This is a genomic window from Acinetobacter pengchengensis (assembly GCF_982235305.1).
The window spans coordinates 148,648-174,675 of record NZ_CEVATJ010000001.1; the positions used below are offsets into that span (position 1 = coordinate 148,648).

Genomic DNA, 26,028 nt, shown 5'->3' on the forward strand with positions numbered 1-26,028 from the left:
TTTGGAGTCAACCATGACACGAAGAAAACGTCGTAATCATTCAGCAGAGTTTAAAGTTAAAGTTGCTCTCGCAGCAATTAAAGGCGACCACACACTCGCTGAACTTTCTACTCAATTCGATTTACATCAAAACCAAATCATCGATTGGAAAAATCAACTGCTTGAGCAATCAGTCAATATTTTTTCACGACCAACAGCACAACAAGAACCAGAGATTGACCTCAAAGCTCTACATGCCAAGATAGGACATCAGGCATTGCAAATTGATTTTTTAGAAGGTGCGCTCAGAAAAATAGGGCAGCTGAGCGGCAAAAAATGATCGATAAGACCCATCAACTTTCGGTACGACAACAATCGCAATTGATTCAAATCAATCGCAGTACGTTGTATTACAAGTCCAAAGAGATTTCATCAACTGATTTGAGTTTGATGCGCCTGATCGATGAAATTCATCTCGACTACCCCTTTATGGGCAGTCGAATGATACGAGATATGCTACAGCGTCAAGGGCATCAAATAGGTCGGCGTAAAGTCCGACGTTTAATGCGCTTGATGGGAATACATGCCTTGTATCCAAAACCCAATACCAGTAAGCCTAATCTTGCACACCGTATTTTCCCATATCTGTTGAAAAACATGGTCATCGATCACTCTAATCAAGTCTGGTGTACAGATATAACGTACATTCCTATGGCTAAAGGCTTTGTCTATCTGTGTGCAATTATAGATTGGCATAGTCGTAAAGTACTGGCTCATCGTGTATCGATCAGTATGGAAACAGGCTTTTGCATAGATGCGTTGCAAGAAGCAATTGTGAAATATGGTTGTCCTGAGGTGTTTAATACAGACCAAGGCAGTCAATTCACAAGCGAGGCATTTTTGAATGAGTTAAAATTGCGAAATATCCGTATCAGTATGGATGGGAAAGGACGATGGATGGATAATGTAATGATTGAGCGTTTATGGCGCAGCGTGAAGCATGAGGAAGTCTATTTGAAGGCTTACGATACGGTTAAACAAGCGAAACAATCAATTGCTGAATATTTGGATTTTTATAACATGATACGTCCTCATTCAAGTTTGAATAAGGCAACACCGGATGAATTTTATGATCAACATTTACTAAAAGTAATGGCAGCATAATTTAAATATTTAGAGCGGATTTATCACTTATAAAACTGAATTGAGTGGTCTAATTAACGGAACCACATTAAAAATAAGTACTAGAAATGGAATAAAAATTTAAGCTCACTCAAAGTTCCTAATAACCATTAAGTTGATGGTGAACATTGAGTGAGTTCATTTAGTACTACCTACTCTAAAGTTTTCAAGAAATTCCTTTTTCAAAGAATTGAAGGAATCCTTATTTGAAATTATTGGAGGTATATAACTCCATTTAACATAATAGAGCTTATACGCAATACACTTGTATATTAATTTGAAAATCAATAACTTAAAAATTTAGTCATGACTAAGAAATCAGCAAAAAGTCGATTTTGAAACAAGTCGGCTTTTTTATGATCGTTTTTGATAGTTCTTGCCAATAGAATTGATCAAAAAACATTCATATTTCGCTTTTTCCCTGATAACTCAATGCCTGCACCTCGGAAATTATCCGCAATTTCTGCGGATAAGCCTTGGGGTAAGTTTTGAGCAATCTTGTAAGCCAAAGCTGACATGAATTAGGGAGCATTGCGTCTATGTCAGTATGGGGATTTTTCATATGATGGGGACATAGAGAACAGGATGTTCCAACACATAAAACAATAATGATAAGTGCAACACCAGGACGTGAGGTACGACAGGAGTTATACCTAAACACCCAATATGAAAAAGCCCGACAGAATGTCGGGCTTTTTTATTGCCTATCCTTTCTCATTTGCAAAACAAACATAATGCCCCTAAAATATAGACTATAATCTATATTGTGGTATGTGGACAGTCATTACGACAGATCTATTTAATCAGTGGCTTGAACAGCAAGATGAACCTACACAAGAGAAGGTCCTAGCTGCCCTGGTTGTTCTACAGCAGCAGGGACCGAGTTTAGGCCGTCCTTTAGTAGATACTGTGTATGAGTCTAAATTTACCAATATGAAAGAACTGCGTGTTCAACATCGCGGTAGACCCTTAAGAGCTTTCTTCGCATTTGATCCCTTACGACAGGCTATTGTTCTATGTATTGCTGATAAAGGCGGTAAAAAGCGTTTTTATAAAGACATGCTGGATATTGCAGATGAACAATACCAACTTCATCTCACTACCCTAGGAGATAAATCTAATGGCTAAGACTCTGCAAGAATTGTTAGCTAGCCGCTCTCCAGAGAGCCAAGCCCGTATTCAAAAAATGGCTGATGAATTACTGCTAGAAAATCAGCTTCATCTTATTCGTGAAGAACTCGAAATTTCTCAAAAAGAGCTTGCTGAAACTTTGGGAATAAAACAGCCATCGCTTTCAGCAATAGAAAATCGTGGCAATGATCTTAAGATTTCAACCATGAAAAAGTATGTTGAGGCAATGGGTGGGAAGCTCCGTATTGATGTAGAGCTTCCAACAGGAAAACATATAGGATTCAAAGTTTAACAATAAAAATGGGAGCTATAGGCTCCCATTTTTAGATTCGTATAACGTTGAACCCAACGGTAAATAGTCGTGTGATCAACATTCACACCCCGTTCGGCCAGCATTTCCTGCAGTTCACGATAGCTAATGCCATATTTACAATACCAGCGCACAGCCCAAAGAATGATTTCGCCCTGAAAATGCCGACCATGGAAAGGATTCATATGCTGCACCTTTAGCTAAAACAGTCTTCAGCTTACCATTCGTGGTTATTTGCAACAGTGCCCTTACTTCAAAGCCAAAATTTTTCGGGCACCATTAAGTACGAATAAAGAAACCAGTATGCCAATGATTAAGTCTGGATAAGCTGATCCCGTCCACGCCACGAGTACACCGGCAAATATAACGCCCATATTTACGACAACGTCATTCGCCGAGAAAATCCAACTGGCTTTCATATGTGCGCCATCTTCTCGATGACCAGAAATAAGATATAAGCATGTCACGTTAGCTATAAGTGCGAGCAGGCCAATAACAATCATGAGCGTTGATTCTGGCTCGCTTCCAAACATGAATCGTCTAATGACATCAACAATCACGATAACAGCAAGTAATAACTGAATCCAACCTGCGAAATGGGCTGCTTTTATTTGATATTTCGCAGCTTTTCCGACGGCATATAGCGCAATACCATAAACGGCTGCATCGGCAAACATATCTAGAGAATCAGCAATCAATCCTGTAGACGCAGCAATAATACCGCTGATGAATTCTATAAAGAAAAGTAGAGCATTAATACCTAATAACAGTTTAAGTACTTTAGCTTGTCTCACAGGATCAGGTTCATTAGGTATATCGCCTGAAGAAAGCTGTATTTCATCAAGTTTCGCCCCAAAACCCAGTCCTTCGAGTTTAGCCGTAATTTGCTGAATCCCTTCATTATGGAAGACTTTCAGTTTTCGATTGGGAAGATCAAAAGTAAGACCTTTAACTGCTTCAATATCTGCAAGAGCCATACGGACCATTTGCTCTTCAGCAGAGCAATCCATTTTAGGAATGGTGTAGGTACTTGTTTGCTTAGCCTGTTGATTGCTTATATAAGTTTCAGTCTTCACAAGCTTTGCACCAAAACCCAAAGCTTCAAGTTTGGTGGTTATATTTTCATCTTTTTGATTATGTAGAACCTTTAAAGAACGGTTAGGTAAATCAAAGATGAGTTTTTGAACACCATCAATTGAAGATAGCGCCATACGAACCATCTGTTCTTCCGCAGAACAATCCATTTTGGGAACTAAGTATTCACTCATGTAGTGCGAATCTTTTAAAACGTCTTCAGTGCTTAAATTTTCTTTGGGATCAGAACCACAACAGGATTGTGCGCTATCTTCACAACTGTTTGAAGTGTTACAGCAAGGAGATGAAGATTTTTTTTCTTCCTCTTCACCACAACAGCTAAGCGTATTATCACAATTCTTTGAATTGTTTGCTTCTGCAATTGATGGATGATTTTTTTGTTGAGATTTCTTATCTTCGCATGGTGTTTCTTTACTACATCCACAACCACTCATAATTATACCCATTAAAAAAATTATAAACTTTGAATATTAGAATCCCTATAGTTACTATAGAGTCAAGAATCTTTGGAAATACTAACTCAATGCATTTAAAAATTGGTGAACTCTCTAAAAAAACCTCATGTTCAGTATTAACAATTAGGTTTTATGAAAAGGAAGGTTTAATTCCGGAACCGGAAAGAACGGAAGGAAATTACCGCCTTTACGATGTAGGCTATGTTGAGCGAATTAAATTTATTTTGAATTGCCGAACTTTAAATATGAGTTTGAATGAAATTCGTCAATTACTTACCTATAAAGACAAACCTGAGAAAAATTGTTCAGATGTGAATGAATTAATTGACTTACATGTCAGTGCTATCAGAGAAAATATAATCAAGCAACAAAAGCTTATTGAACAACTATCTGATTTAAGAGGTACTTGTGATGGTTTATGTACAATTGACCAATGTGGGGTTTTAAAAAATCTAGCTTGATTATCTAGACCTATGCTTTTTTCAAAAAATCGGCACTGTTGCAAATAACCACGAATGGTAAGCTGAAGACTGTTTTAGCTAAAGGTGCAGCATATGAATCCTTTCCATGGTCGGCATTTTCAGGGCGAAATCATTCTTTGGGCTGTGCGCTGGTATTGTAAATATGGCATTAGCTATCGTGAACTGCAGGAAATGCTGGCCGAACGGGGTGTGAATGTTGATCACACGACTATTTACCGTTGGGTTCAACGTTATGCTCCTGAAATAGAAAAACGTTTACGCTGGTATTGGCGTAATCCTACAGATCTGAGCTCGTGGCATATTGATGAAACCTATGTAAAAGTGAATGGACGATGGTCTTATCTGTATCGTGCAGTCGATCAACGTGGCGATACCATTGATTTTTATCTTTCTTCTAGACGTAATACCAAATCAGCATATTGTTTTCTTGGAAAAATTTTAAATAATGTGAAGAAGTGGCAAATTCCACAAGTGATCAACACGGATAAAGCACCCACATATGGACGTGCTTTATCACGGTTAAAACGGGAAGGTAAATGTCCACCAGACCTTGAGCACAGGCAGATTAAGTATAAAAATAACGTGATTGAATGTGATCATGGCAAGCTAAAGCGGATCATCAGGGCCACATTAGGATTCAAATCTATGAAGACGGCTTATGCCACAATTAAAGGTATTGAAGTCATGCGTGCACTACGTAAAGGACAAGCATCGTCATTTTATTATGGTCAGCCTCAGGGTGAAGTGTGTCTAATCAACAGGGTTTTCGGTCTCTAAGTACTTTTTAAAGGGAACATCATCGACTCAAATCTCTATTTGCAACAGTGCCGCTCTAAGCCTTATACTTGGTACAAATTTTTCGATTGTTATGATGATGCGTTCTACTACATGGATTACAGTCTTGGTTGGATTGTTCATGTTCCAAAGCTTTTGGAATGTGGCGGCGGCCTTTTGTGTCCATGAACAACAGCCTCAATCACAGCAGAGTTATCATTTTGGTCATCACCAAAATACCTTGTGTGCCAGCGATAGTCGTCAACACGATCATAATGGACAGTCAGAAAACATAAAAACATTCAGTAGCGATTTAGAAATCGGTGAAGATCATCAAGATCATCTACCATCGATGACGCATTTGATTGTACAAAATGAAAAAGTAGATGTGTTTCATCCAAGCTCTGAAGTTAAAGTGAATCCACAATTTCATTGGAAAAACAGCTATCAGGCTCCTGACCTGTTTCAACAAAGCCCACCTCCCGAATTTTCCCCGCTCATGGTGGGGTAGCCTAAAACATTCCCACCACTTTTATTATTTAAATAAGTGGGAAAAATCATGTCTTCACAATCAATTATACTCTTGCGTCATAGCTTGGTTGCTTGTATATGTGCAGCGGCTATGCAATATAGCTATGCTGAAAACGTTACCAGCTTTGAATCCGCTTTAGCAAAAGTACAAAGTTACCAGACTCAAGACAAGCTGTGGCAACAAGTTCAGCAAATATCTGAATTGAATATTCAGCAAAGTCGGTTATGGCAGAATCCAAGTATAAGTTTAGAACAGTCTGGCTTTGGCTCAGGTCAAGAACAGGAATTCAATGTTGGCGTTAGTCAACCTCTAGATCTATTTGGTCAGCGTAAGCTGAACCGGGTGATTGCCAATACCTCGAATCAACAAATCCAATTGCAACAGCAATTATGGAAGGCACAAAGCCAACTGATTGTTAAATTTGCATGGTCGCAATTTGCACTTGCTGAGGTTGAGCAGTCTGCTTATTCAGTACAGTTAAAAACAAGTAAAGCCAATCTGGACAGTGCCCAGAAACGCTATCAGGCAGGCAGTATTGCCCTGGTTGATTTTGAGCGTACCCAAATTGAAGCGCTAGAAATCCAACGACTTTATCAGCAAGCGATGCTGAATAAACAAGCTGCCGGTCGTCAGCTGTCTAATTTGTGGGGGGGAGAAACATCTTCACATCTTCAATTGAATAAAACCGCTATCCCTTGGCCAGAGCAAAGTCTCCAAACTGTGCAACGGTATATTGCTGAAGGGTGGCTAGAAAAATTCTATGCCTTGAACATTCAGCAATCGGATCATCAAATTGAAAATTTAAGAATTCAGGCACGTCCCAATCCGACTTTAAATGTAGGCATGAAACGTAGCAAAACCCCTAATGAAAGCAACGATACGACTTTGGCAATCGGCGTGGCTATTCCACTGAATATTTTCAACCGCCAGCAATATGCGATCCCGATGGTCCAGCAACAGCAAATATTGCTGAACCAACAGCAGCAGCGTGAGCTGAAGCAACAAATACTCAATATTGCCAACAGCATGCATCAGCTCAAAGGTTTACGTAGCCAGTTCGATGCCACAACAGCACAAGTTACTTTGGCGACCAAAGTTCAGAGCCGTACTTTACAAGGGTTTCAGGCAGGGAAACTGTCCATTACCGACGTTCAACAAGCAACCACCCAACTGCAGAATCTTCGATTGGGTCAATTACAAATTCTACGTCAAGCTTGGCAAACTGCCCTCGCAGCTGAGGCACTCAGTATTGGCACAAGTTATGAAGAAATTAGCCGTTCGGATGCCTATACACAACTGAATAAAAAGGCAGTCGAAGCATCGCAAAATTTAATCAATGGGGGAGCACGATAAAATGAACGCCAAGCAAAACGGAAAAATATCCCAGTCTCTCATGATTGCAATTTTGATTCTGATTACGGTCTTGGTCAGTCTGGTTATTTGGTTAAGTTCAAAAAAAACTGAATCTGAGGGGCATGGTCATGATGAGGGAAATGCCGAACCTTCTGATGAAGATAGTTCTGAAGAAGGACATGCTGAAGAAGGCGAAATACAACTGACCAGCCAACAAATGGTTGAACAAGGTTTAAAAGTTGCTGTTGCATCCACAGGATTGGTTGAAAAGCTGACAACCCTGCCAGGTAAATTGGTGGTGAATACCGATCAACAAGCGCATATATCGCCTAATTTTAGTGGTCATGTCGAGCAGGTCAATGTGGCTTTAGGACAGAGCGTGCAAAAAGGACAAACGCTGGCTGTACTAATCGTGCCTGAACTGATCGACCAACAGGCAAATCTGCGTATGGCACAGGTGAATCTGGATTTGGCCCGTAAAGATTACCAGCGCGAACAGCAACTCTGGTCACAGGGGATTTCTGCCAAACAGGATTACCAGCGTGCCGAAAATGCCTACCGTCAAGCGCAGATTACTGTCCAGTCCTCACAAGCACGTTTAAATGCATTAGGTGCAAGTGGCAATAACAATGGGCGTTTTCTGATTAAAGCACCGATCTCTGGGGTGATCAGTCAAAAAGATATTGTGGTCGGTGAAAATGTGCAACTGGCTAATCAGCTCTTTGTCATTGAACAGCTGAAAGATTTATGGCTTGAGTTTAATTTGCCGAATCAATTCTCAGGTCAACTGCAAGCCGGGCAAAAAATTGACTTTAAAGTGAATGATTCAGATCAAATCTATAAAGCTACTGTACAAAGCTTAACCTCTCAGGCAGATGTACAAACAGGGCGTCTGGTGGTGCGCGCAAAACTCGATGCGCAAGCTACTGAGTTGCGTTCTAATGTGCTAGTGAGAGTGTTGATTCCGGAAGCTACAGCAAAATCAGCCCTTCGGATTCAAAAGTCTGCGCTGCAAAGTATTGAAGGTGAAGACAGTATTTTCATCGTAGATTCAGAACAAAAAGGTCAAGTCCACTTAAAAGCACAGAAAGTGCAATTGGGGCAGGCTTCAAGTGATGGACAATGGCTTGAAGTGATTTCTGGGCTGACTGAAGGGCAGAAGTATATCGCTCAAGGCAGTTTCTTGTTGAAATCTGAATTAGAAAAAGACGAGGCAGGCCATGAACATTAATTCTGATCTGCCAAAACCAGAAGGTTTATTCGAACGAATCATTCAGTTTTCCATACAAAATGCGATTTGGGTGTTGCTCTTTGTCTGTACCTGGATTGCGGTCGGGGTGTATAGCTATCAGAAACTCCCGATTGATGCTGTACCCGATATTACCAATACCCAAGTCCAGATTAATACTCAAGCCAAGGGTTTTACTGCGCTTGAAGTCGAACAGCGGATTACCTATCCCATTGAAAATGCCATGGCTGGCATTCCGGATCTGGAGCTTACCCGTTCCATATCCCGTTATGGACTCTCTCAAGTCACCATTGTCTTTAAAGATGGGACTGATATTTATTGGGCCCGTCAGCAGATTAACCAACGGATACAGGAGGCGCAATCTGAGTTGCCTGCACAAATCGCACCGACGATGTCCCCCGTTTCTACGGGTCTCGGTGAGATTTATCAATGGGTACTGAAGGCAGATCCGAATGCGAAAAAGCCGGATGGAACTGCATACACGCCGATGGATTTGCGTGAGATTCAGGACTGGATTGTGCGTCCTCAACTGCAACGTGTTAAGGGAGTTGCAGAGGTCAACAGTATTGGTGGTTTTGAAAAAACCTATGTGGTCTCTCCCGATTTAAACCGGATGCAGCAACTGAATATCTCATTAGAACAACTGCAACAGGCTTTAGCGCAAAATAATGAGAACCGAGGTGCAGGTTATATTGAAGACAATGGTCAGCAACTGACGGTACGTGTACCGGGTGCATTCAATGGGCTTTCTGATATTGAGAACACCATGCTGGGTAGCCCAAATGGCAGCCCAATTCGGGTTGGTGATATTGCGCAAGTCTCTATTGGGCATGATTTAAGAACCGGTGGGGCAACCTATAACGGCAAAGAAACCGTTTTAGGGGTTGCCATGATGGCGATGGGTGGAAATAGCCGGACTGTTTCTAAAGCTGTGGATGCCAAGCTTCAAGATATTCAGAATAGTTTGCCTAAAGGGGTAGTGATTGAAACGGTGTACGACCGTACTACCTTGGTTGAGAAGGCGATTAAAACCGTTCAGAAAAACTTGGTAGAGGGAGCAATCCTGGTCATCATCATTCTGTTCCTGTTTTTAGGGAATATCCGTGCTGCCTTGATTACTGCCTGTGTCATTCCACTCTCTATGCTGTTTACCTTAACCGGGATGGCACAGAAAAATATCAGTGCCAATCTGATGAGTTTAGGTGCACTCGATTTCGGCATCATTGTCGATGGTGCTGTGGTGATTGTCGAAAACTGTATCCGGCGTTTAGCCCATACACAGCAACTGTTAAAACGACCTCTCACACAAAGTGAACGCTTTAAGGAAGTTTTTCTGGCTGCCCGCCAAGCACGTCGTCCTCTTATTTTTGGTCAGCTTATTATTTTGGTGGTGTATTTGCCGATTTTTGCTTTAAGTGGTGTAGAAGCAAAACTATTTCATCCGATGGCTTTAACCGTTGTTCTCGCACTGGTGGCAGCTATTATTTTATCGATCACCTTTGTGCCCGCTGCAGTTGCTTTATGGGTTAAAGGGGAGATCAAAGAAACGGAAAGCCGTTGGATGATCTGGCTCAAAACCCGATATCAACAGATATTGGATGGAGCCTATCATTACAAAGCGGTGGTTTTAACTTTTGCCATTTGTCTCCTGGTCATTACGGGTCTGCTCAGCACGAAGATTGGCAGTGAGTTTGCACCCCAGCTGAGTGAAGGTGATTTTGCGGTACAGCAATTACGTTCTCCAAGCACAGGCTTGGAAGAGTCTTTACGTATTCAGGAAAATACCGAAAAGCTTTTACTGAAAAACTTTCCCGAAATTAAAGCTATATTTGCCCGTACCGGGACTGCTGAAGTGGCGACAGATGTGATGCCACCGAATATTTCCGATGGTTATATCATGCTGAAACCACGTGAGGAATGGCCAGATTCAAAAGAAAGCCTAGATGCACTTCGAACCCGAATGGAAGCTTATCTTGCGACAATTCCCGGCAATAACAGTGAGTTTTCTCAGCCTATTGAGCTACGTTTTAATGAACTGATTTCAGGTATACGCAGTGATGTGGGGGTGAAGGTTTTTGGTGATGACATGCAGGTTTTGAATACTGAGGCTGCAAAAATCGCGAAAATCATTCAGCAAGTCGCAGGTAGCAGTGCGGTGAAAGTTGAACAAACTTCGGGTCTGCCTTTACTCAATGTAGAGATTGATAAAGCTTTAGCTGCCCAGTATGGCTTGAGTGTGAAATCTATTCAGGATGTGGTGGCTGCAAGTATTGGTGGACAAAGCGTGGGAGAGATTTTAGAAGGCGATCGTCGTTTTGATTTTGTTATCCGTCTTGGAGAGCAAGACCGTAGTGTCGCATCTGTTTCCCAGTTACCTATTCAGCTTCCAAATGGTGGCAGTATTTTATTGTCGGATGTCGCGCAAGTCTCGACCATTGAAGGAATCAACCAAGTCAGTCGAGAAAATGGTAAACGCCGAGTTGTGGTTACAACGAATGTTGAAGGGCGTGATTTAGGGTCTTTTGTTTCTGATGTACAGACACAGCTCAAAGCATACACTTTGCCAAGTGGTTATTGGATAGAATATGGCGGTCAGTTTGAAAATTTGGCTTCAGCCAAAGCACGGATGCAAATCGTGATTCCACTGGCTTTAATCACTATCTTTATTTTACTGATGGCGGTCTTTCACAATGTCAAAGAAAGTCTATTGGTCTTTACCGGGGTACCCTTTGCCTTGACCGGTGGTGTGCTGTTCCTTTGGCTAAGGGATATTCCATTATCGATGTCAGCTGGAATTGGCTTTATTGCCTTATCTGGTGTTGCAGTCCTCAATGGACTGGTAATGCTGACCTTTATTAAGGAATTAAGGGACAAATATCCAGTGCATAAAGCCGTGTGGCAAGGGGCTATTTTGCGCTTAAGACCAGTGTTGATGACAGCTTGTGTGGCTTCACTGGGTTTTGTACCAATGGCGCTGGCAACCGGAACAGGGGCTGAGGTTCAACGGCCACTGGCAACCGTAGTGATTGGCGGGATTATCTCTTCAACATTACTAACTTTGGTGCTGTTACCCGTGCTTTATCGTTGGATAAATGAAAAGAAAGTTTCTTAATCCAATAGATTAGTCGATTTACAGCAGAGATATTGGCTGTTATCCAATATCTCTGCTCATCATAAATAGAATAAGGAAAATATTTTATGTCAGAACATCATGATCATAGCCATGCGGTTGTTACTGAAGAAAATAGTAAGAAGTTAATGGTTGCCTTAGGTTTAACGACTACTTTTTTAATAGTAGAAGTTGTCGCTGCTTTTATTACCCAAAGTTTGGCTTTGTTATCTGATGCAGCTCATATGTTTACTGATGTAGCCGCTTTAGCTATTGCTCTTGCCGCTATCAAAATTGGTAAAAAAGCCGCAGATGATAAAAGAACTTTTGGCTATCAGCGATTTGAAATTTTAGCGGCTCTGTTTAATGCGGTGATGCTTTTTGTGGTAGCAATATATATTGTATATGAAGCTTATCAACGTTTTACGAATCCTGCTGAAATTCAAAGTGTTGGAATGATGATTGTCGCGGTCATTGGTTTGGTCATAAATTTGATTTCAATGAAAATCCTTTCTGCTAGTGCTGAAGGAAGTCTAAATATAAAAGGTGCATATTTAGAAGTTCTTAGTGATGCTCTAGGATCGATAGGCGTGATTATCGGAGGAATAGTTATTTATTTTACCCAGTGGATGTGGGTTGATACCGTAATCGCTGTGTTAATTGGCTTCTGGGTCTTACCTCGAACTTGGATTTTATTAAAACAAAGTATTCATATTCTGCTTGAAGGAGTTCCTGATGAGATTGATATTGAGTCGTTAAGAAATGATTTATTGAAGCTAGAGGGCGTTGAAGGGATTCATCAGTTGAAAGTCTGGGCTATATCCTCAAGAAATATTCATTTAACTGCTCATTTGGTTGCTCCGAATAGCAATACAGATCAACTCTATCAAAAGGCCTTAGAAGTTCTAAAACATAATCATAATATTACTGAAATTACGTTACAAATAGAAAATACGAAATGTAATACATTGAACCAACATAAACACTAATTTGGACTTTAGTCTTCATATAGATGTTTTGTGTAACTTTAAAGTATACCCTAAAGTAACACTTGGAATACCTCAGAATTTATGTCTCATTTAAATAAAATTTATCCATACGTTACATGTAACTTTTAAAATTAATATTCATTAATTACAATAAACAGAAATAAGCGTCTCGTAGAGGGCAAGATGAAAGGTCATAAGGTGGGATATGTCAGAGTAAGCTCTGTAGACCAAAATATTGGTCGGCAGCTCGAGGGAATTGAGGTCGACCGGGTTTTTATCGATAAGGCCTCTGGAAAAAATACTGCCCGCCCTAAATTTCAGGAAATGCTGAGCTATGTTCGTGAAGGGGACATGATTGTTGTTCACTCCATGGATCGTTTTGCCCGGAGTTTGAAAGATCTAGTTACTGAAGTTGATCAGCTTGTCAAAAGGGGAGTCGCCATCCAGTTTATCAAAGAGAACATTACCTTCACGGCTCAGGCCACTCCGATGGATAACTTGATGTTGCAGCTCATGGGCGCCTTTGCCCAGTTTGAGCGGGAAATCATCTTGGAACGCCAAAAAGAGGGGATTAAGCTCGCAGCAGCTCAAGGGAAATATAAAGGTCGTGTCCATAAACTAAATCCCGATCAAGCTGAGGCTTTACAACAAGCCTGGGATGAAGGGAAATATTCATCCAAAGTTGAGCTAGCAAAAGCATTTGGTATCAGCCGACAGGCTGTATATCGATATTTGTCTAGTAGAGTGGTGGCTATTCATTAACTTAATTAATGCAAGTTATTTACTTATCTCTCTAAATTATATTTTTGACCTAGGCTTTACTGGATACGAAAAAATATTTTAAATTAGATAATAGAGATGATTTATTTCTGGATCATAAGCACGGACCTGGACCTATTTGGATGAACAATATAAATTTTAGAAGTTTTCAAGAAGCTGGAAAAGCTGTTTTACAGTTTCTATATCAACGCTTCGGATTTAATTTATGGATGATCACCCGAGTAGAAGGTAAAGACTGGATTGTGCTACAAAGTGAAGATCACGGTTATGAGGTTCAACCTGGACAGGTATTCCAATGGGCTGATTCTTTTTGCTCTCATATGGTTACCGGTAAAGCTCCTAAAATTGCTCCCCGTTCGGAAGACATTCCCTTGTACGCCACTGCACCAATTAACCAACAAGTCAGTATTAAGTCATATATTGGTCAACCTCTTATCAATGAAGATGGCAGCCTATTTGGTACGCTCTGTGCGATTGATCCTCAAATAAAATCTGAAGCAATCATTCAAGATATTCAACTAATCGAATTATTAGGCACCTTACTCAGCAGTATTCTTCAAGCTGAACTTCGTCAAAATGAACAGATACGTCATTGTGAACGCTTAGAAGCCGAAGCTTTAACTGATGAATTAACTGGGCTATACAATCGTCGAGCTTGGGAGCAATTAGTTAGTGCAGAAGAAGAACGTTGTAAACGTTATGGCCATCCCGCTGCAGTATTTTTTATTGACCTTAATGATCTAAAAAGAGTAAACGATAACTTAGGTCATGATGAGGGAGATAAGTTAATTCAACAGGCTGCTAATGTGCTACGGGATACTGTACGCAGCAATGATATTGTGGCGCGCTTAGGTGGTGATGAATTTGTCATTCTTACTGTGGAAAATGATGAGTCTGATGTGGAAATACTTCTAAGCTGAATTGTGGAGGCGTTTGCAAATGTACAAATGAGTGCAGCCATCGGATTTGCCATGCGTCATCCTACTCAAGGTCTATTTAACGCAGCCGCAGAAGCAGATAAAAAAATGTTTGAAAATAAACGTCGAATAAAGTCGGTATAATCAAATACATCTGCACGGGCCATTTTCTATTCAAACTTTAAAACGATTTTTTGCGTGAACAACTTCCAGAGGGTACCTTTACAGCTGGCGATGACTTGATGCCTATTTTCATCTTTCTCACACGCTATGACAAGCTAAAGCAGAACTACGAAAACTCAGTCACATTAGCTTGTATATTTATGTGGTTACCATTATGAAATGTCAACAGACCCTAAAATAAATATTAGAATTTAATTCTTTTCATATCTCCCCAATGTAGAGGAGCTTTTCTAAGATACTGAATTGAGCCAATAAATCTCCAATAAGAATGAATATATCTAAACCATAGGTTTTCTAAAAAACATGCTAAAATTAATTTTAAAATATTTTTTGGACTATAATATTTAAAGAAAATTACTTCTATAAGAATAGCGCAGAATGATAGTATTAAACCAAAACATAGTGCTAAAAGATAAAAATAAACACATACAATCCAATCCAAAAAACCAAAAATAGCTAATAAAACTAAGCTAATATATCCAACCAACTCAATAATAGGTCCTAATGCTTCAACAAAAACAAAAAAAGGAAATGCAAAAAAACCTAATTTCTTATTTTTAATATTAAAAAATAGGTATTTAAAACTCCACAAGCTTTCAAGCAAGCCTCTTTGCCATCTTTTTCTCTGAATACTTAAAGTCTTTAAGTTGTCTGGACATTGTGTCCAACAAACGGCATCAGGAATAAATGAAATATTTATATTAGTATTGTTTTTAAGTGCATTTTTTCTTAATTTCAAAACCAATTCCATATCTTCAGCAACAGTATTTTGGTTATATCCATTTATTTCTATAACTGCTTTTTTGGAAAAAATTCCAAATGCACCAGAAATAATCATAACACTGTCAAGAGCAAACCATCCCATTCTTCCATTGGAGTATGCACGTAAATATTCAACAATTTGAATTGTTTCCAACAAAGTTTTTGGGGTATCAACTTTTTTAACATTTCCGTTGATAATTTCACAACCATTAGCAATACGAACAATTCCACCACTTGCAACAGTGTTATTTTCTAAAAAAAATGGCTGAGCAAGTTTATGTAAAGCTTCTGAATCCAAAATACAATCAGCATCGATTGCACAAAATAATGGATAAACACTAATGTTTATGCCACAGTTTAAAGCATCAGCTTTTCCGCCATTTTCTTTTAAAACCACTTTTAATTTTTTATCAATTGAAGAAATATAACTTTCTTTAATCGGCTTATGGCTTAACTTCAGCCTAGATACATCCAAAGTGGGAATCAATGCAAAAGTGTCAATCAAGATTTCTAATGTTTTATCTTTCGGTCCATCACAAACAACAATAACTTCAAATTCTGAATAATTTAAGTTCAATAGAGATCTAACAGATTCTGCAATAGTGAGTTCTTCATTATAAGCAGGCACTATAATACTAATTGGAATATCATAAGTATTGAATTCTGTAAACCAAGCCTCATGGAGATTTGATTTCAATTTCTTGTTAATGCTAAAAAAACCTAAAATGTTAAGTACACCATAACCTATATTGACAATAAGAAAGTATATTAAAAAAAAACCGACCCAGATTTCAATAATTTTTTCCATATTAAACCAGCTCAATAAAGTTATTTATTTCATATTTATTTGATTCTACTATAAGAGCATCTTTTGCGAATTTATCGTCAATTCTCTCAATCAAACTATCGATTAAATCAACATCTGAACCATAATATTGAATTATAGCTTGCGCGGATCTTTTCCTAATCCACCAATTAGGACTAGACAGGCTTTTTAATAAATAATCAAAATTATTTTGTGAGAAATAATTCAATCTCATAATAGCCTGAATAATATTAACTTGATAAACCCAATTAGATTCTTCTTTAAGATGATTAATAAGTTCAAAATCATCGGGGTCATTAATATTTCTAATAGCAAGGCAGATGGTATCAATGGAAAATTTATTGATATTTTTTAGAATATAATTCACAAAATTTTCAAAAAAATCTGTTCTTGAAGCAATTTCCATAATACGTTTTTCATTATCCTTATTACAATTTTCAATAAGTTTTAAAATCATTAACATAGATTCATGAGTGTTAAAAAAATGCATTAAATATTTTAATTCTCTATTACTCCAATTTTCTCTGACTAAAATTTCCTGAAGTACGATTGGGCAATAGTACTGATTATTAATTTTTAATAAACAAATACATGCTTCAAAAGAAATAATATCCAATTTATGTTTTATAAAGTTTTCAATTTCAAGATTAATAAAGTTGGATGATTTATTTCCATAATAAAAATTCCCCAATGTGTGAATAATTAGGCATATTTTTTTTGTATTAATATTAGAGTAAATCCTCTTAGTTGAATTTAATTTTTTAATACAAATTTTATTAATTTTTAATAGATCAGCCATTTCTGTTAACCTTTTTTTTGAACAAGGATCAACTGAATTAAATTTTGATGACCAAAAAGATATAAATAAATAAAAACTTTTATCATCGATCTTTATTTTCCGTTTTGTATTTTTGGTTAGAAAAAAACAAAAATAATGATCTAATAGTTTAAAGTATCTTTTTTGTTTTTTATATTGATAATGATTTTTTACTTGAAAATAAATTATTCCAAAAATTAATTGACACATAAGCACTAGACTAAGGCTCAGCCAATTTAATACAGATAAAAAATCTATATCATTAAAAAGCATAAGACAATCCAAGGAGAAAACCTGTTCTTGAATAATTCCCATGATTAACAGTATGATTCAATCCAAAATTAGTATATAGATTTTTATTTATTAAAATTTTAGATGTAATAGCATGACTAGAGATACGATAAACTTTAGCAGAAGAGCCAACAATTTCTGGTTCTTGACCAGAAGAGAAATAATAATTAATGCTGTTATTATTACCAGAAAAATAATAACCAACCTGGGCTTTTACTCCACTGGTAGCTTTATAGAATGATGGATCGCTCAACCAAAGGCCAGCTAAAACCCTCCAATTATTAATATATTTTTCTCCAGCTAAAGAAAAGTAATTAATAGAGGAATTTTCATATCTAGAGTATTTATAGTCAAATATGGGAGAAACAGTACCATTTTTATAATATTGTTGTAAAATTAAACCCGTTCTAAATTCTGGCAAATAACCATTCTTATTGAAGTCCCCAACCCCAATAGAATAAGATAAAAAGGTTTTACCTGTTTCATTTTCATTAACTAAATTAGTACTATTAAATAATACCTCATTATCATTTAGATTATATCTTTCATAATCTTTAATAGAAAATTGCCAATAATCATTTTTTTCTTTTTGTGTATAACCAAATTCAGTCATTTTCCAATCAGGTTGACTATTACTATTTTTTTCTTGTGTATAAGAAACATCAAATATCTGATTATCCGCAAGAGATGATAACGAAAAAAATGATAAAATGGGAATCAAGATAAGCTTTTTCATACAATCTCTTTAGGTATTTTTCACAATTTAATCACATGGTCATTGGACTCATGTTGTAAGTTATAAAAGTATTAACTTCACGGTAATTTCACTTAGTGAAGACTTCCCACTTTGAGGTAAGGGTGTCCGTAGTCTATTTAAAGACTTTGAACTTTCCACGACATGAGTAATCTCAGATTCAGCCTGCCAAGGGGTGGTTGCTCTATTCCAAAAAACTCGATATGAGTGGTTCACGTAAATGAGTTCTGCCGTACAATACAGTAAAATAATATAACAAAATGTAAACAAAATCACATTATTTTTTAAATGATAGATATACTTTTTATAATTTTAAAAGGCTTTGTTAAACGAAATTGTGGAGGAGGAATTTCCCTTCATGTTTTATCACTTCAAAACATGTTGATCCCCTAAAAACAATAGAAAATAAGAGTAGAATTTTCTCTTAAAGTATAGGCAGGAGCTTATGCATGAAAACAGCTAAATTTACTAATAGTCAGATCATGTCCATCTTGAAGAAGGCTGAGTCTGACACATCTGTTGCTGCCCTTTGTCTTGAACACGGCATGAGCCCTTGCGTTGCAGTGCTTCTCAGGCATTATAATCAAGAACGACCACCTCAGGCTAACAAAAAAGTCTTCTCTAGGGTCTGTTGACATTTCACAAAGGCAGCCACAGATAAATACAAGCTAAGGCAACTGCGCTTTGAAAGTTTCGCTTTAGTTTATCAAACCGTGTAGCAATTCCTCGGAATTGCTTCAAACGATGTTAGCGGCAGTGTAAAAATGACCCCCTAACGGCATTTAAAAACTGACCCCCTTGGTTAATATAGCGGTCATTTTGGACTGCTCAACATGTTAACTTTGGAGCAAGCAGTGACAATCCAAATACTTCATCAGCAAGGTAAATCTATTAAAGCCATTAGTCGTGAACTGGGGGTGTCCCGAAATACCGTACGTAAATATTGGCACTGTTGCAAATAACCACGAATGGTAAGCTGAAGACTGTTTTAGCTAAAGATGCAGCATATGAATCCTTTCCATGGTCGGCATTTTCAGGGCGAAATCATTCTTTGGGCTGTGCGCTGGTATTGTAAACATGGCATTAGCTATCGTGAACTGCAGGAAATGCTGGCCGAACGGGGTGTGAATGTTGATCACACGACTATTTACCGTTGGGTTCAACGTTATGCTCCTGAAATAGAAAAACGTTTACGCTGGTATTGGCGTAATCCTACAGATCTGAGCTCGTGGCATATTGATGAAACCTAAGTAAAAGTGAATGGACGATGGTCTTATCTGTATCGTGCAGTCGATCAACGTGGCGATACCATTGATTTTTATCTTTCTTCTAGACGTAATACCAAATCAGCATATTGTTTTCTTGGAAAAATTTTAAATAATGTGAAGAAGTGGCAAATTCCACAAGTGATCAACACGGATAAAGCACCCACATATGGACGTGCTTTATCACGGTTAAAACGGGAAGGTAAATGTCCACCAGACCTTGAGCACAGGCAGATTAAGTATAAAAATAACGTGATTGAATGTGATCATGGCAAGCTAAAGCGGATCATCAGGGCCACATTAGGATTCAAATCTATGAAGACGGCTTATGCCACAATTAAAGGTATTGAAGTCATGCGTGCACTACGTAAAGGACAAGCATCGTCATTTTATTATGGTCAGCCTCAGGGTGAAGTGTGTCTAATCAACAGGGTTTTCGGTCTCTAAGTACTTTTTAAAGGGAACATCATCGACTCAAATCTCTATTTGCAACAGTGCCGAATATTTTATGCAGCAGTGAGTTCCGTAATTTTCTTTTTCAACACTGATACTTGTACGGCTGAAGATCGAAAGCTATTTCTGCATCTGCATTGAAGGCTGTTAATACCTCGGCTTTTGGAGCTGTTTTTTTAGCCCCTATGATTAACCACGATTGTTTAACTAATATGAACAAAGTCGTGAAACATTGGTCAAAGAATAGGCGTGAAACATGAAAAATCATAAAAAAAGCCCAATCGGGTGTGATTGGGCTATAAACTAGAAACTACAGCATTGATTTCTAAGGAAAATTATAACACATTTCGTATAAGGTGTATTATGTTAATTTTAGAAAATCTTCACTACTATTATTTTAAAATAAGCCTTATATCCAAGCATAAAACAAGGTTGTCTAGACTTCTTTTAACAGTAAAGTTATCATAAAACTGAATTTTATTTTTTAGGTAAGTTTATGCATTCTATCCGCATTCGTTAAGACACAACTATTTGCATAGTGACACTATTTTATAATGGTGGGCTTTTGTTGTGTCTTTAAGAATATATGCGGATATATAAAGTAAAAGTATGCTTAATTTATAAGTATGCTTTTAGTGCATAGTTTCCAGTTATAACTTAATTGACTAGCTATTTGTCCACCCTGTGGATGAATAGCTTTTTTTTTGGGAGGACACTGTGATGCTAGCTTTTGTTTTCACCTAAATCCTGTTTGCTGCATAAAAAATTTCAAGAGCTAAACAGGAGTAAATAAAAATGAGTTTAATTATTAAAGCGAGAAACATACGCTTGGATTATGCTGGGCGTGATGTTTTGGATATTGATGAATTGGAAATTCACTCTTATGACCGTATTGGTCTTGTGGGTGATAACGGAGCAGGAAAGAGTAGTTTACTCAAAGTACTTAATGGCGAAATTGTTTTAGCCGAAGCGACATTACAGCGTTTTGGTGATTTTGCACATATCAGCCAACTGGGCGGAATCGAAATAGAAACGGTCGAAGACCGGGCAATGTTATCTCGCCTTGGTGTTTCCAATGTACAAAACGACACAATGAGTGGCGGAGAGGAAACTCGTGCAAAAATTGCTGCCGCATTTTCCCAACAAGTACATGGCATTCTAGCGGATGAACCAACCAGCCACCTTGATCTCAATGGAATAGATCTACTTATTGGTCAACTTAAAGCATTTGATGGAGCATTACTTGTTATCAGTCATGACCGATATTTTCTTGATATGGTTGTAGACAAGATATGGGAGTTAAAAGACGGTAAAATTACGGAATATTGGGGTGGTTACTCGGATTACTTGCGTCAAAAAGAAGAAGAGCGACAACACCAAGCCGTAGAATATGAGCTGATGATGAAGGAACGGGAGCGATTAGAATCTGCTGTGCAAGAAAAACGCCAGCAAGCTAATCGATTAGACAATAAGAAAAAAGGAGAAAAATCCAAAAACTCTACCGAAAGTGCTGGACGACTTGGGCATGCAAAAATGACTGGCACCAAGCAAAGAAAACTGTATCAGGCAGCTAAGAGTATGGAAAAGCGTTTGGCTGCATTAGAAGATATTCAAGCACCAGAGCATTTGCGTTCTATTCGTTTTCGTCAAAGTTCAGCCCTAGAACTGCACAATAAGTTCCCGATTACGGCAGATGGTCTGAGCTTAAAATTTGGTAGCCGTACTATCTTTGATGACGCTAACTTTATAATACCGCTTGGCGCTAAAGTCGCTATAACTGGATCGAATGGAACAGGGAAAACGTCCTTGTTAAAAATGATATCAGAACGTGCTGATGGATTAACCATATCTCCAAAAGCTGAAATTGGCTACTTTACACAAACAGGATATAAATTTAACACGCATAAATCTGTGCTCTCCTTTATGCAGGAAGAGTGCGAGTACACAGTTGCGGAAATTCGTGCAGTATTGGCTTCAATGGGGATCGGAGCGAATGATATTCAAAAAAACTTATCCGACTTATCGGGAGGTGAAATCATCAAACTGCTTTTATCCAAAATGCTTTTAGGAAAATATAATATTTTGCTTATGGATGAACCAGGAAACTATCTTGACCTAAAAAGTATTGCCGCATTAGAAACAATGATGAAGTCCTATGCAGGAACTATTATCTTCGTATCTCATGACAAGCAATTGGTCGATAATATTGCTGACATTATCTACGAGATCAAAGACCACAAAATCATCAAGACTTTTGAGAGAGATTGTTAATGATAGCCAATCTAATCCGAACATTAATTATTGAACTCTTTAAAGGAAATTAAAAATGACAATTCAAGATATTCAATCACTTGCTGAAGCACACGGCTTGTTGCTTACGGACAAAATGAATTTCAATGAAATGGGCATTGATTTTAAGGTCGTTTTTGCTCTTGATACAAAGGGGCAACAATGGTTGCTGCGTATTCCTCGTCGTGATGGCATGAGGGAACAAATCAAGAAAGAAAAACGCATTTTAGAATTGGTAAAAAAACATCTTTCTGTAGAGGTTCCTGATTGGAGAATTTCATCTACAGAATTAGTGGCTTATCCCATACTTAAAGATAATCCTGTTTTAAATTTGGATGCTGAAACCTATGAAATAATTTGGAATATGGACAAAGATAGCCCGAAATACATAACATCTTTGGCAAAAACCTTATTTGAAATCCATAGTATTCCTGAAAAAGAAGTTCGGGAAAATGATTTGAAAATTATGAAACCTTCAGATTTAAGACCTGAAATAGCAAACAATTTGCAGTTAGTAAAATCTGAAATTGGTATAAGTGAGCAATTGGAAACCCGCTACAGAAAATGGTTGGATAATGATGTTCTATGGGCAGATTTCACCCAATTTATACATGGCGATTTATATGCTGGGCATGTACTAGCTTCAAAGGATGGAGCTGTTTCAGGCGTTATTGATTGGTCAACAGCCCATATAGATGACCCAGCGATTGATTTTGCTGGGCATGTAACTTTGTTTGGAGAAGAAAGCCTCAAAACTCTAATCATCGAGTATGAAAAACTAGGGGGTAAAGTTTGGAATAAACTATATGAACAGACTTTAGAAAGAGCAGCGGCCTCTCCTTTGATGTATGGTTTATTTGCCTTAGAAACTCAAAATGAAAGCCTTATCGTTGGAGCAAAAGCTCAGTTGGGAGTTATATAATTTAAAAATATGATTGCTGAGAACTGCCTTGTTTTGAAACTTGGTTGGCTTTAATTAGTTTTTAGTATTCTTTATAGAAAATGCCTCGATCAAGGGGCATTTCTAACAATCATTTAACATAAAATTTCTTATGTGAAGTAACCTGAATGCAGCGGTGCCCCATTGGGGGCGCGTTGAGATAAGCCTCTTTTAGATAACTTTAGCAACTCGATAGACAGTTGCAACTCCACAATTCACTGCTTTGGCAATTTCTTCCTTAGTCATATTGCCAACTACTAGCAATTCTTTTATTCGTTTATGTTTAGCCTCATTTGCCTTCTTGCCTGTTGGTTTGTAACCCGAACGTGCCAGGCCCTGCTTAATACGTTCTATACGTTTCTCATTGTCTAGGCGGGCCATTGTTGCCAGAAGATCAATCAACATATTGTTGATGAGTTCCAAGATTGAATGAGTAATGCTGTCACTGGTTTGAATCATTTGGTAGGTAGTAGGAAGATCTGCTACGACTAAACGAAGTCCCTTCTCCTGGATCCTGCGCTTCAGCTCTTGAAAATCTCGTTGGGTTAGGCGTGATAAGCGGTCAATACTTTCAACTAACAATGTGTCACCTTGATTTGCTTCTGACAGTAGCTTATTCAATTCAGGTCGGTCTAACTTCGTACCACTATAGTTTTCCACGTACACAATGGTTTCACCCAAATTCAAGTTTTGGTTTAGATCCTGAAGAATCTGCAAAGCCCTTTCTGCATCTTGATCTTTAGTTGAAGCTCGTAGATAAATACGTGTATTCATTTCTATCATTTAATCTTAATTCTATTAGATTAATGATAATACTATCATTTAATTATTGCATTAAGTCTAATGATAGATATTGTATGCGATTTGGCTCGCTATCATTCAGGTATACTCTTTTGATAAAAAAAGCATGACTAAAAGCCATGCCTTGGGAATTCGTATAACGTGTATTATGTTAATTTTAGAAAATTTTATCAAAACTCAATTTTAATTGTTACATTTTCCATGGGTACTTTAGCCACTTCAGCAATTTTTTTACGAGCTTCACTAATCAAATCTGGAAGTAACATGGAGGAAAAACCTACTTCATTCTTCTCTAATTGATCTTCAGCTTTTTCATTAACTTTATTTCTTGAAGCATATTCTTGAGTAGGAACCGCCTTATTCCATTCTAAATCTTCCAAGGCTAGCTCTAAATTTTCTTGTATTTCATCAATACTTAGATAAGCAACTGGATTCCGTATTCCTCCCAATTTACTCCAAGCATTTTTATATGACTCATTATTAGGCAGTATTGCGTATTCAGAGACTTCAATAAATTTCTTATTTCCTTCTACAGCATGTATCTGTTTTATTCGACCTATATAAAAAGCCTGACCGCGATCTAATTGATCATCTGAAGAATGATATGCTTGTTTTTTATCATTATATGTACATAACAGATACTTTACAGATGATAGTTTATTAATATTGGCAGTCCATTCACCACTCCCACCACGATTCAATAACTCTGATTTGGATTCAGAGGTAAAAACGACAATCGTGTCTTGCATAAGTCTATCTCGATATAAAAACTATATAATATATTTATACTATCTTATTAAAAAAGTCAAAATTTGTCATAATTTTTATATTTAAATCAAAAAAAGTATTGACAAAGTATATCAAAAGTATAAAAATTTATAAATCAAATATAAAGGAGATACTTCATGTCAGACTCTGAAAAAATCAATAAATTAGTACGCAAAATTCAAGAAGGTATTTACTCGCAACATCAACTTGATGTGCTTTATAAAAATGCCGTTGATAAGAACGAACCAGAGGTTCAATTAGCTGTGCAAGATGCGCTCCGTCAGATAGGTGGAAGCCAATACACTAAAAAGTTTCTACAGCCGATTCGTTCAAAAGTTCAAGATTTAGTACATGAAATAGCCGCAAATAATGGATGGCTAAAATTCGACAGCAATCAGGTCAAGAACGGTCTGAAAGTTGGTGGAGGAATGATGCGGGGAGATGCTATCGCCCAATATTATATTTCATGCAAACAACCTGGTTGGAAAAGATCAGTTTCCTTTGCAGCTACACAAACAGATGAGAATAGTGAGATTTTTTACTCTGTGGCATCACCAGGTCTTATGGAAGAAATTCACTTGCACAATGCTGAGGATGCAATCGGGTTATTCAAAAATGAATTACAAGAACATATGAAATAATTAACTCTCCCCTAACACCTAGATATAAGGGAACTAAAATGCCAAGAATTCTAAAACATATTGATCAAATTGCTCGAGAAAAAAACAGAGATGTGCTTTTCGTTGCTTTTGATAATGAAATCTATGAGGGCTATGATTATGAAGAATGGGTTAGTAGAACACAGTTAATACAGTGGTTGGAAAGCCATAAAATTAGTTATATTGAATGCTTTCATATAGCAAATGAAAACTATATGGAGTCTTATCGAGGAGAAATATATATAGATGTTGCTTATGATGAAAACAATCCGACTTATATTCAAGTTAAGGATTATCTAGAAAATTCTGATGGTAGCCCCCGTATCCCAGGTGTTCTTTTTTATTTGCTTCCGTTAGAAATCGCCATGAAGAACAAGCACCATGATGAACCAGGTTTTTGGGATAAATGGGCTGAAAATTTCTAACTTAGTGTCCCATTTAACATAATGGCGGTTATACGCAATACACTTGTATATTAATATAAATATCAAACACTTAATAAAACCATAAAAATGTAAAAATGCCCAAAAAGCCGATTTTGAAACAAGTCGGCTTTTTTATGAGCAGTTTTGATAGTTCTTGCCAATAAATTTGTTTAAAAAGTAGTCGATTTTGCAATTTTTTAAATTTTATCAATGCCTGTACTTCGGAAATTATCCGCAATTTCTGCGGATAAACCTTGGGGTAAGTTTTGAGCAATCTTGTAAGCCAAAGCTGACATGAATTAGGGAGCATTGCGTCTATGTCAGTATGGGGATTTTTCATATGATGGGGACATAGAGAACAGGATGTTCCAACACATAAAACAATAATGATAAGTGCAACACCAGGACGTGAGATACGACAGGAGTTATACCTAAACACCCAATATGAAAAAGCCCGA

21 protein-coding genes and 6 pseudogenes are annotated in these 26,028 nt (G+C 37.6%); 19 read left to right on the forward strand and 8 right to left on the reverse strand.

Going from position 1 to position 26,028, the window contains the following annotated elements; translation table 11 throughout:
• Positions 1-13: 13 nt before the first annotated feature.
• From AC0T5Z_RS00700 to AC0T5Z_RS00710, 3 genes are all read left to right on the forward strand, one after another.
• A protein-coding gene (locus tag AC0T5Z_RS00700) for an IS3-like element ISAcsp5 family transposase (protein WP_100222370.1) occupies positions 14-1,143 on the forward strand; the annotation gives its coding sequence in 2 pieces (ribosomal slippage) (positions 14-266 and positions 266-1,143; 1,131 coding nt in all).
• A gap of 789 nt (positions 1,144-1,932) precedes the next feature.
• Positions 1,933-2,289: a type II toxin-antitoxin system RelE/ParE family toxin gene (locus AC0T5Z_RS00705; RefSeq protein WP_004668307.1), complete on the forward strand. Its 357-nt coding sequence runs from the start codon at positions 1,933-1,935 to the stop codon at positions 2,287-2,289.
• On the forward strand, positions 2,282-2,584 hold the full coding sequence (locus tag AC0T5Z_RS00710; RefSeq protein ID WP_096902776.1) for a helix-turn-helix domain-containing protein: 303 nt from the start codon (positions 2,282-2,284) through the stop codon (positions 2,582-2,584). The genes AC0T5Z_RS00705 and AC0T5Z_RS00710 overlap by 8 nt, the downstream gene beginning before the upstream one ends.
• A gap of 41 nt (positions 2,585-2,625) precedes the next feature.
• Here AC0T5Z_RS00710 and AC0T5Z_RS00715 read toward each other — a convergent pair.
• Positions 2,626-2,787, reverse strand: a pseudogene (locus AC0T5Z_RS00715) (IS6 family transposase); the annotation flags it as partial.
• A gap of 63 nt (positions 2,788-2,850) precedes the next feature.
• Positions 2,851-4,131, reverse strand: coding sequence for a cation efflux transmembrane domain-containing protein (locus AC0T5Z_RS00720; protein WP_435337850.1), 1,281 nt, complete (start codon positions 4,129-4,131; stop codon positions 2,851-2,853).
• 89 nt (positions 4,132-4,220) lie between these two features.
• Here AC0T5Z_RS00720 and cadR point away from each other — a divergent pair, with 89 nt between their 5' ends.
• The 10 genes and pseudogenes from cadR to AC0T5Z_RS00770 form a co-directional block, all read left to right on the forward strand.
• A complete protein-coding gene (gene cadR, locus AC0T5Z_RS00725; RefSeq protein WP_000550240.1) occupies positions 4,221-4,613 on the forward strand; it encodes a Cd(II)/Pb(II)-responsive transcriptional regulator in 393 nt (130 codons plus the stop codon).
• A gap of 93 nt (positions 4,614-4,706) precedes the next feature.
• The gene (locus AC0T5Z_RS00730; RefSeq protein ID WP_001067784.1) at positions 4,707-5,411 is read left to right on the forward strand and encodes an IS6-like element IS1006 family transposase; all 705 of its coding nucleotides are present in this window, start codon (positions 4,707-4,709) and stop codon (positions 5,409-5,411) included.
• Between the two features lie 97 nt (positions 5,412-5,508).
• Positions 5,509-5,919: a cation efflux protein, CzcI-like gene (locus tag AC0T5Z_RS00735; RefSeq protein ID WP_197704863.1), complete on the forward strand. Its 411-nt coding sequence runs from the start codon at positions 5,509-5,511 to the stop codon at positions 5,917-5,919.
• 48 nt (positions 5,920-5,967) lie between these two features.
• Positions 5,968-7,293 (forward strand): TolC family protein, encoded by a 1,326-nt coding sequence (locus AC0T5Z_RS00740; RefSeq protein ID WP_035269736.1) that lies wholly within the window; start codon positions 5,968-5,970, stop codon positions 7,291-7,293.
• Between the two features lies 1 nt (position 7,294).
• The gene (locus AC0T5Z_RS00745; RefSeq protein ID WP_368782705.1) at positions 7,295-8,524 is read left to right on the forward strand and encodes an efflux RND transporter periplasmic adaptor subunit; all 1,230 of its coding nucleotides are present in this window, start codon (positions 7,295-7,297) and stop codon (positions 8,522-8,524) included.
• Entirely contained in the window at positions 8,514-11,654 is a 3,141-nt protein-coding gene (locus tag AC0T5Z_RS00750; protein WP_435337774.1) for an efflux RND transporter permease subunit, read from the forward strand. Before AC0T5Z_RS00745 ends, AC0T5Z_RS00750 begins: the two co-directional genes overlap by 11 nt.
• Positions 11,655-11,740: 86 nt before the next feature.
• Positions 11,741-12,640, forward strand: a complete 900-nt coding sequence (locus tag AC0T5Z_RS00755; RefSeq protein ID WP_005028603.1) for a cation diffusion facilitator family transporter — start codon at positions 11,741-11,743, stop codon at positions 12,638-12,640.
• 183 nt (positions 12,641-12,823) lie between these two features.
• Positions 12,824-13,402: a recombinase family protein gene (locus tag AC0T5Z_RS00760; RefSeq protein ID WP_435337773.1), complete on the forward strand. Its 579-nt coding sequence runs from the start codon at positions 12,824-12,826 to the stop codon at positions 13,400-13,402.
• 140 nt (positions 13,403-13,542) lie between these two features.
• Positions 13,543-14,481, forward strand: a pseudogene (locus AC0T5Z_RS00765) (sensor domain-containing diguanylate cyclase).
• A gap of 119 nt (positions 14,482-14,600) precedes the next feature.
• Positions 14,601-14,678: pseudogene (locus AC0T5Z_RS00770) on the forward strand (IS5/IS1182 family transposase); the annotation flags it as partial.
• 26 nt (positions 14,679-14,704) lie between these two features.
• Here AC0T5Z_RS00770 and AC0T5Z_RS00775 read toward each other — a convergent pair.
• The 4 genes and pseudogenes from AC0T5Z_RS00775 to AC0T5Z_RS00790 all read right to left on the reverse strand — a co-directional run.
• Positions 14,705-16,090, reverse strand: coding sequence for a glycosyltransferase family 2 protein (locus AC0T5Z_RS00775; protein ID WP_473786251.1), 1,386 nt, complete (start codon positions 16,088-16,090; stop codon positions 14,705-14,707).
• Between the two features lies 1 nt (position 16,091).
• Entirely contained in the window at positions 16,092-17,198 is a 1,107-nt protein-coding gene (locus AC0T5Z_RS00780) for a HEAT repeat domain-containing protein (RefSeq protein WP_473786252.1), read from the reverse strand.
• Complete coding sequence (locus tag AC0T5Z_RS00785) at positions 17,188-17,952, reverse strand: YaiO family outer membrane beta-barrel protein (protein WP_473786253.1); 765 nt, start codon at positions 17,950-17,952, stop codon at positions 17,188-17,190. The genes AC0T5Z_RS00780 and AC0T5Z_RS00785 overlap by 11 nt, the downstream gene beginning before the upstream one ends.
• A gap of 657 nt (positions 17,953-18,609) precedes the next feature.
• A pseudogene (locus AC0T5Z_RS00790) lies at positions 18,610-18,714 on the reverse strand (IS5/IS1182 family transposase); the annotation flags it as partial.
• Positions 18,715-18,803: 89 nt separating this feature from the next.
• Between AC0T5Z_RS00790 and AC0T5Z_RS00795 the strand changes: the two are divergent.
• From AC0T5Z_RS00795 to AC0T5Z_RS00810, 4 genes and pseudogenes are all read left to right on the forward strand, one after another.
• Positions 18,804-18,914 (forward strand): annotated as a pseudogene (locus AC0T5Z_RS00795) (helix-turn-helix domain-containing protein); the annotation flags it as partial.
• A gap of 63 nt (positions 18,915-18,977) precedes the next feature.
• Positions 18,978-19,682: pseudogene (locus AC0T5Z_RS00800) on the forward strand (IS6-like element IS1006 family transposase).
• 801 nt (positions 19,683-20,483) lie between these two features.
• Entirely contained in the window at positions 20,484-21,959 is a 1,476-nt protein-coding gene (msr(E), locus tag AC0T5Z_RS00805) for an ABC-F type ribosomal protection protein Msr(E) (protein ID WP_000052512.1), read from the forward strand.
• Between the two features lie 55 nt (positions 21,960-22,014).
• On the forward strand, positions 22,015-22,899 hold the full coding sequence (locus tag AC0T5Z_RS00810; RefSeq protein WP_000155092.1) for an Mph(E) family macrolide 2'-phosphotransferase: 885 nt from the start codon (positions 22,015-22,017) through the stop codon (positions 22,897-22,899).
• Positions 22,900-23,088: 189 nt separating this feature from the next.
• On the opposite strand, the gene AC0T5Z_RS00815 is transcribed toward AC0T5Z_RS00810, so the two are convergent.
• On the reverse strand, positions 23,089-23,700 hold the full coding sequence (locus AC0T5Z_RS00815) for a recombinase family protein (protein ID WP_015060246.1): 612 nt from the start codon (positions 23,698-23,700) through the stop codon (positions 23,089-23,091).
• A gap of 188 nt (positions 23,701-23,888) precedes the next feature.
• Positions 23,889-24,467, reverse strand: coding sequence for a hypothetical protein (locus tag AC0T5Z_RS00820; RefSeq protein WP_473786254.1), 579 nt, complete (start codon positions 24,465-24,467; stop codon positions 23,889-23,891).
• Positions 24,468-24,623: 156 nt separating this feature from the next.
• On the opposite strand from AC0T5Z_RS00820, the gene AC0T5Z_RS00825 reads away from it, so the two are divergent.
• Together AC0T5Z_RS00825 and AC0T5Z_RS00830 are read left to right on the forward strand one after the other, a co-directional pair.
• Positions 24,624-25,127, forward strand: coding sequence for a hypothetical protein (locus AC0T5Z_RS00825; protein ID WP_435337853.1), 504 nt, complete (start codon positions 24,624-24,626; stop codon positions 25,125-25,127).
• 38 nt (positions 25,128-25,165) lie between these two features.
• On the forward strand, positions 25,166-25,570 hold the full coding sequence (locus AC0T5Z_RS00830) for a hypothetical protein (protein ID WP_473786255.1): 405 nt from the start codon (positions 25,166-25,168) through the stop codon (positions 25,568-25,570).
• Positions 25,571-26,028 lie beyond the last annotated feature (458 nt).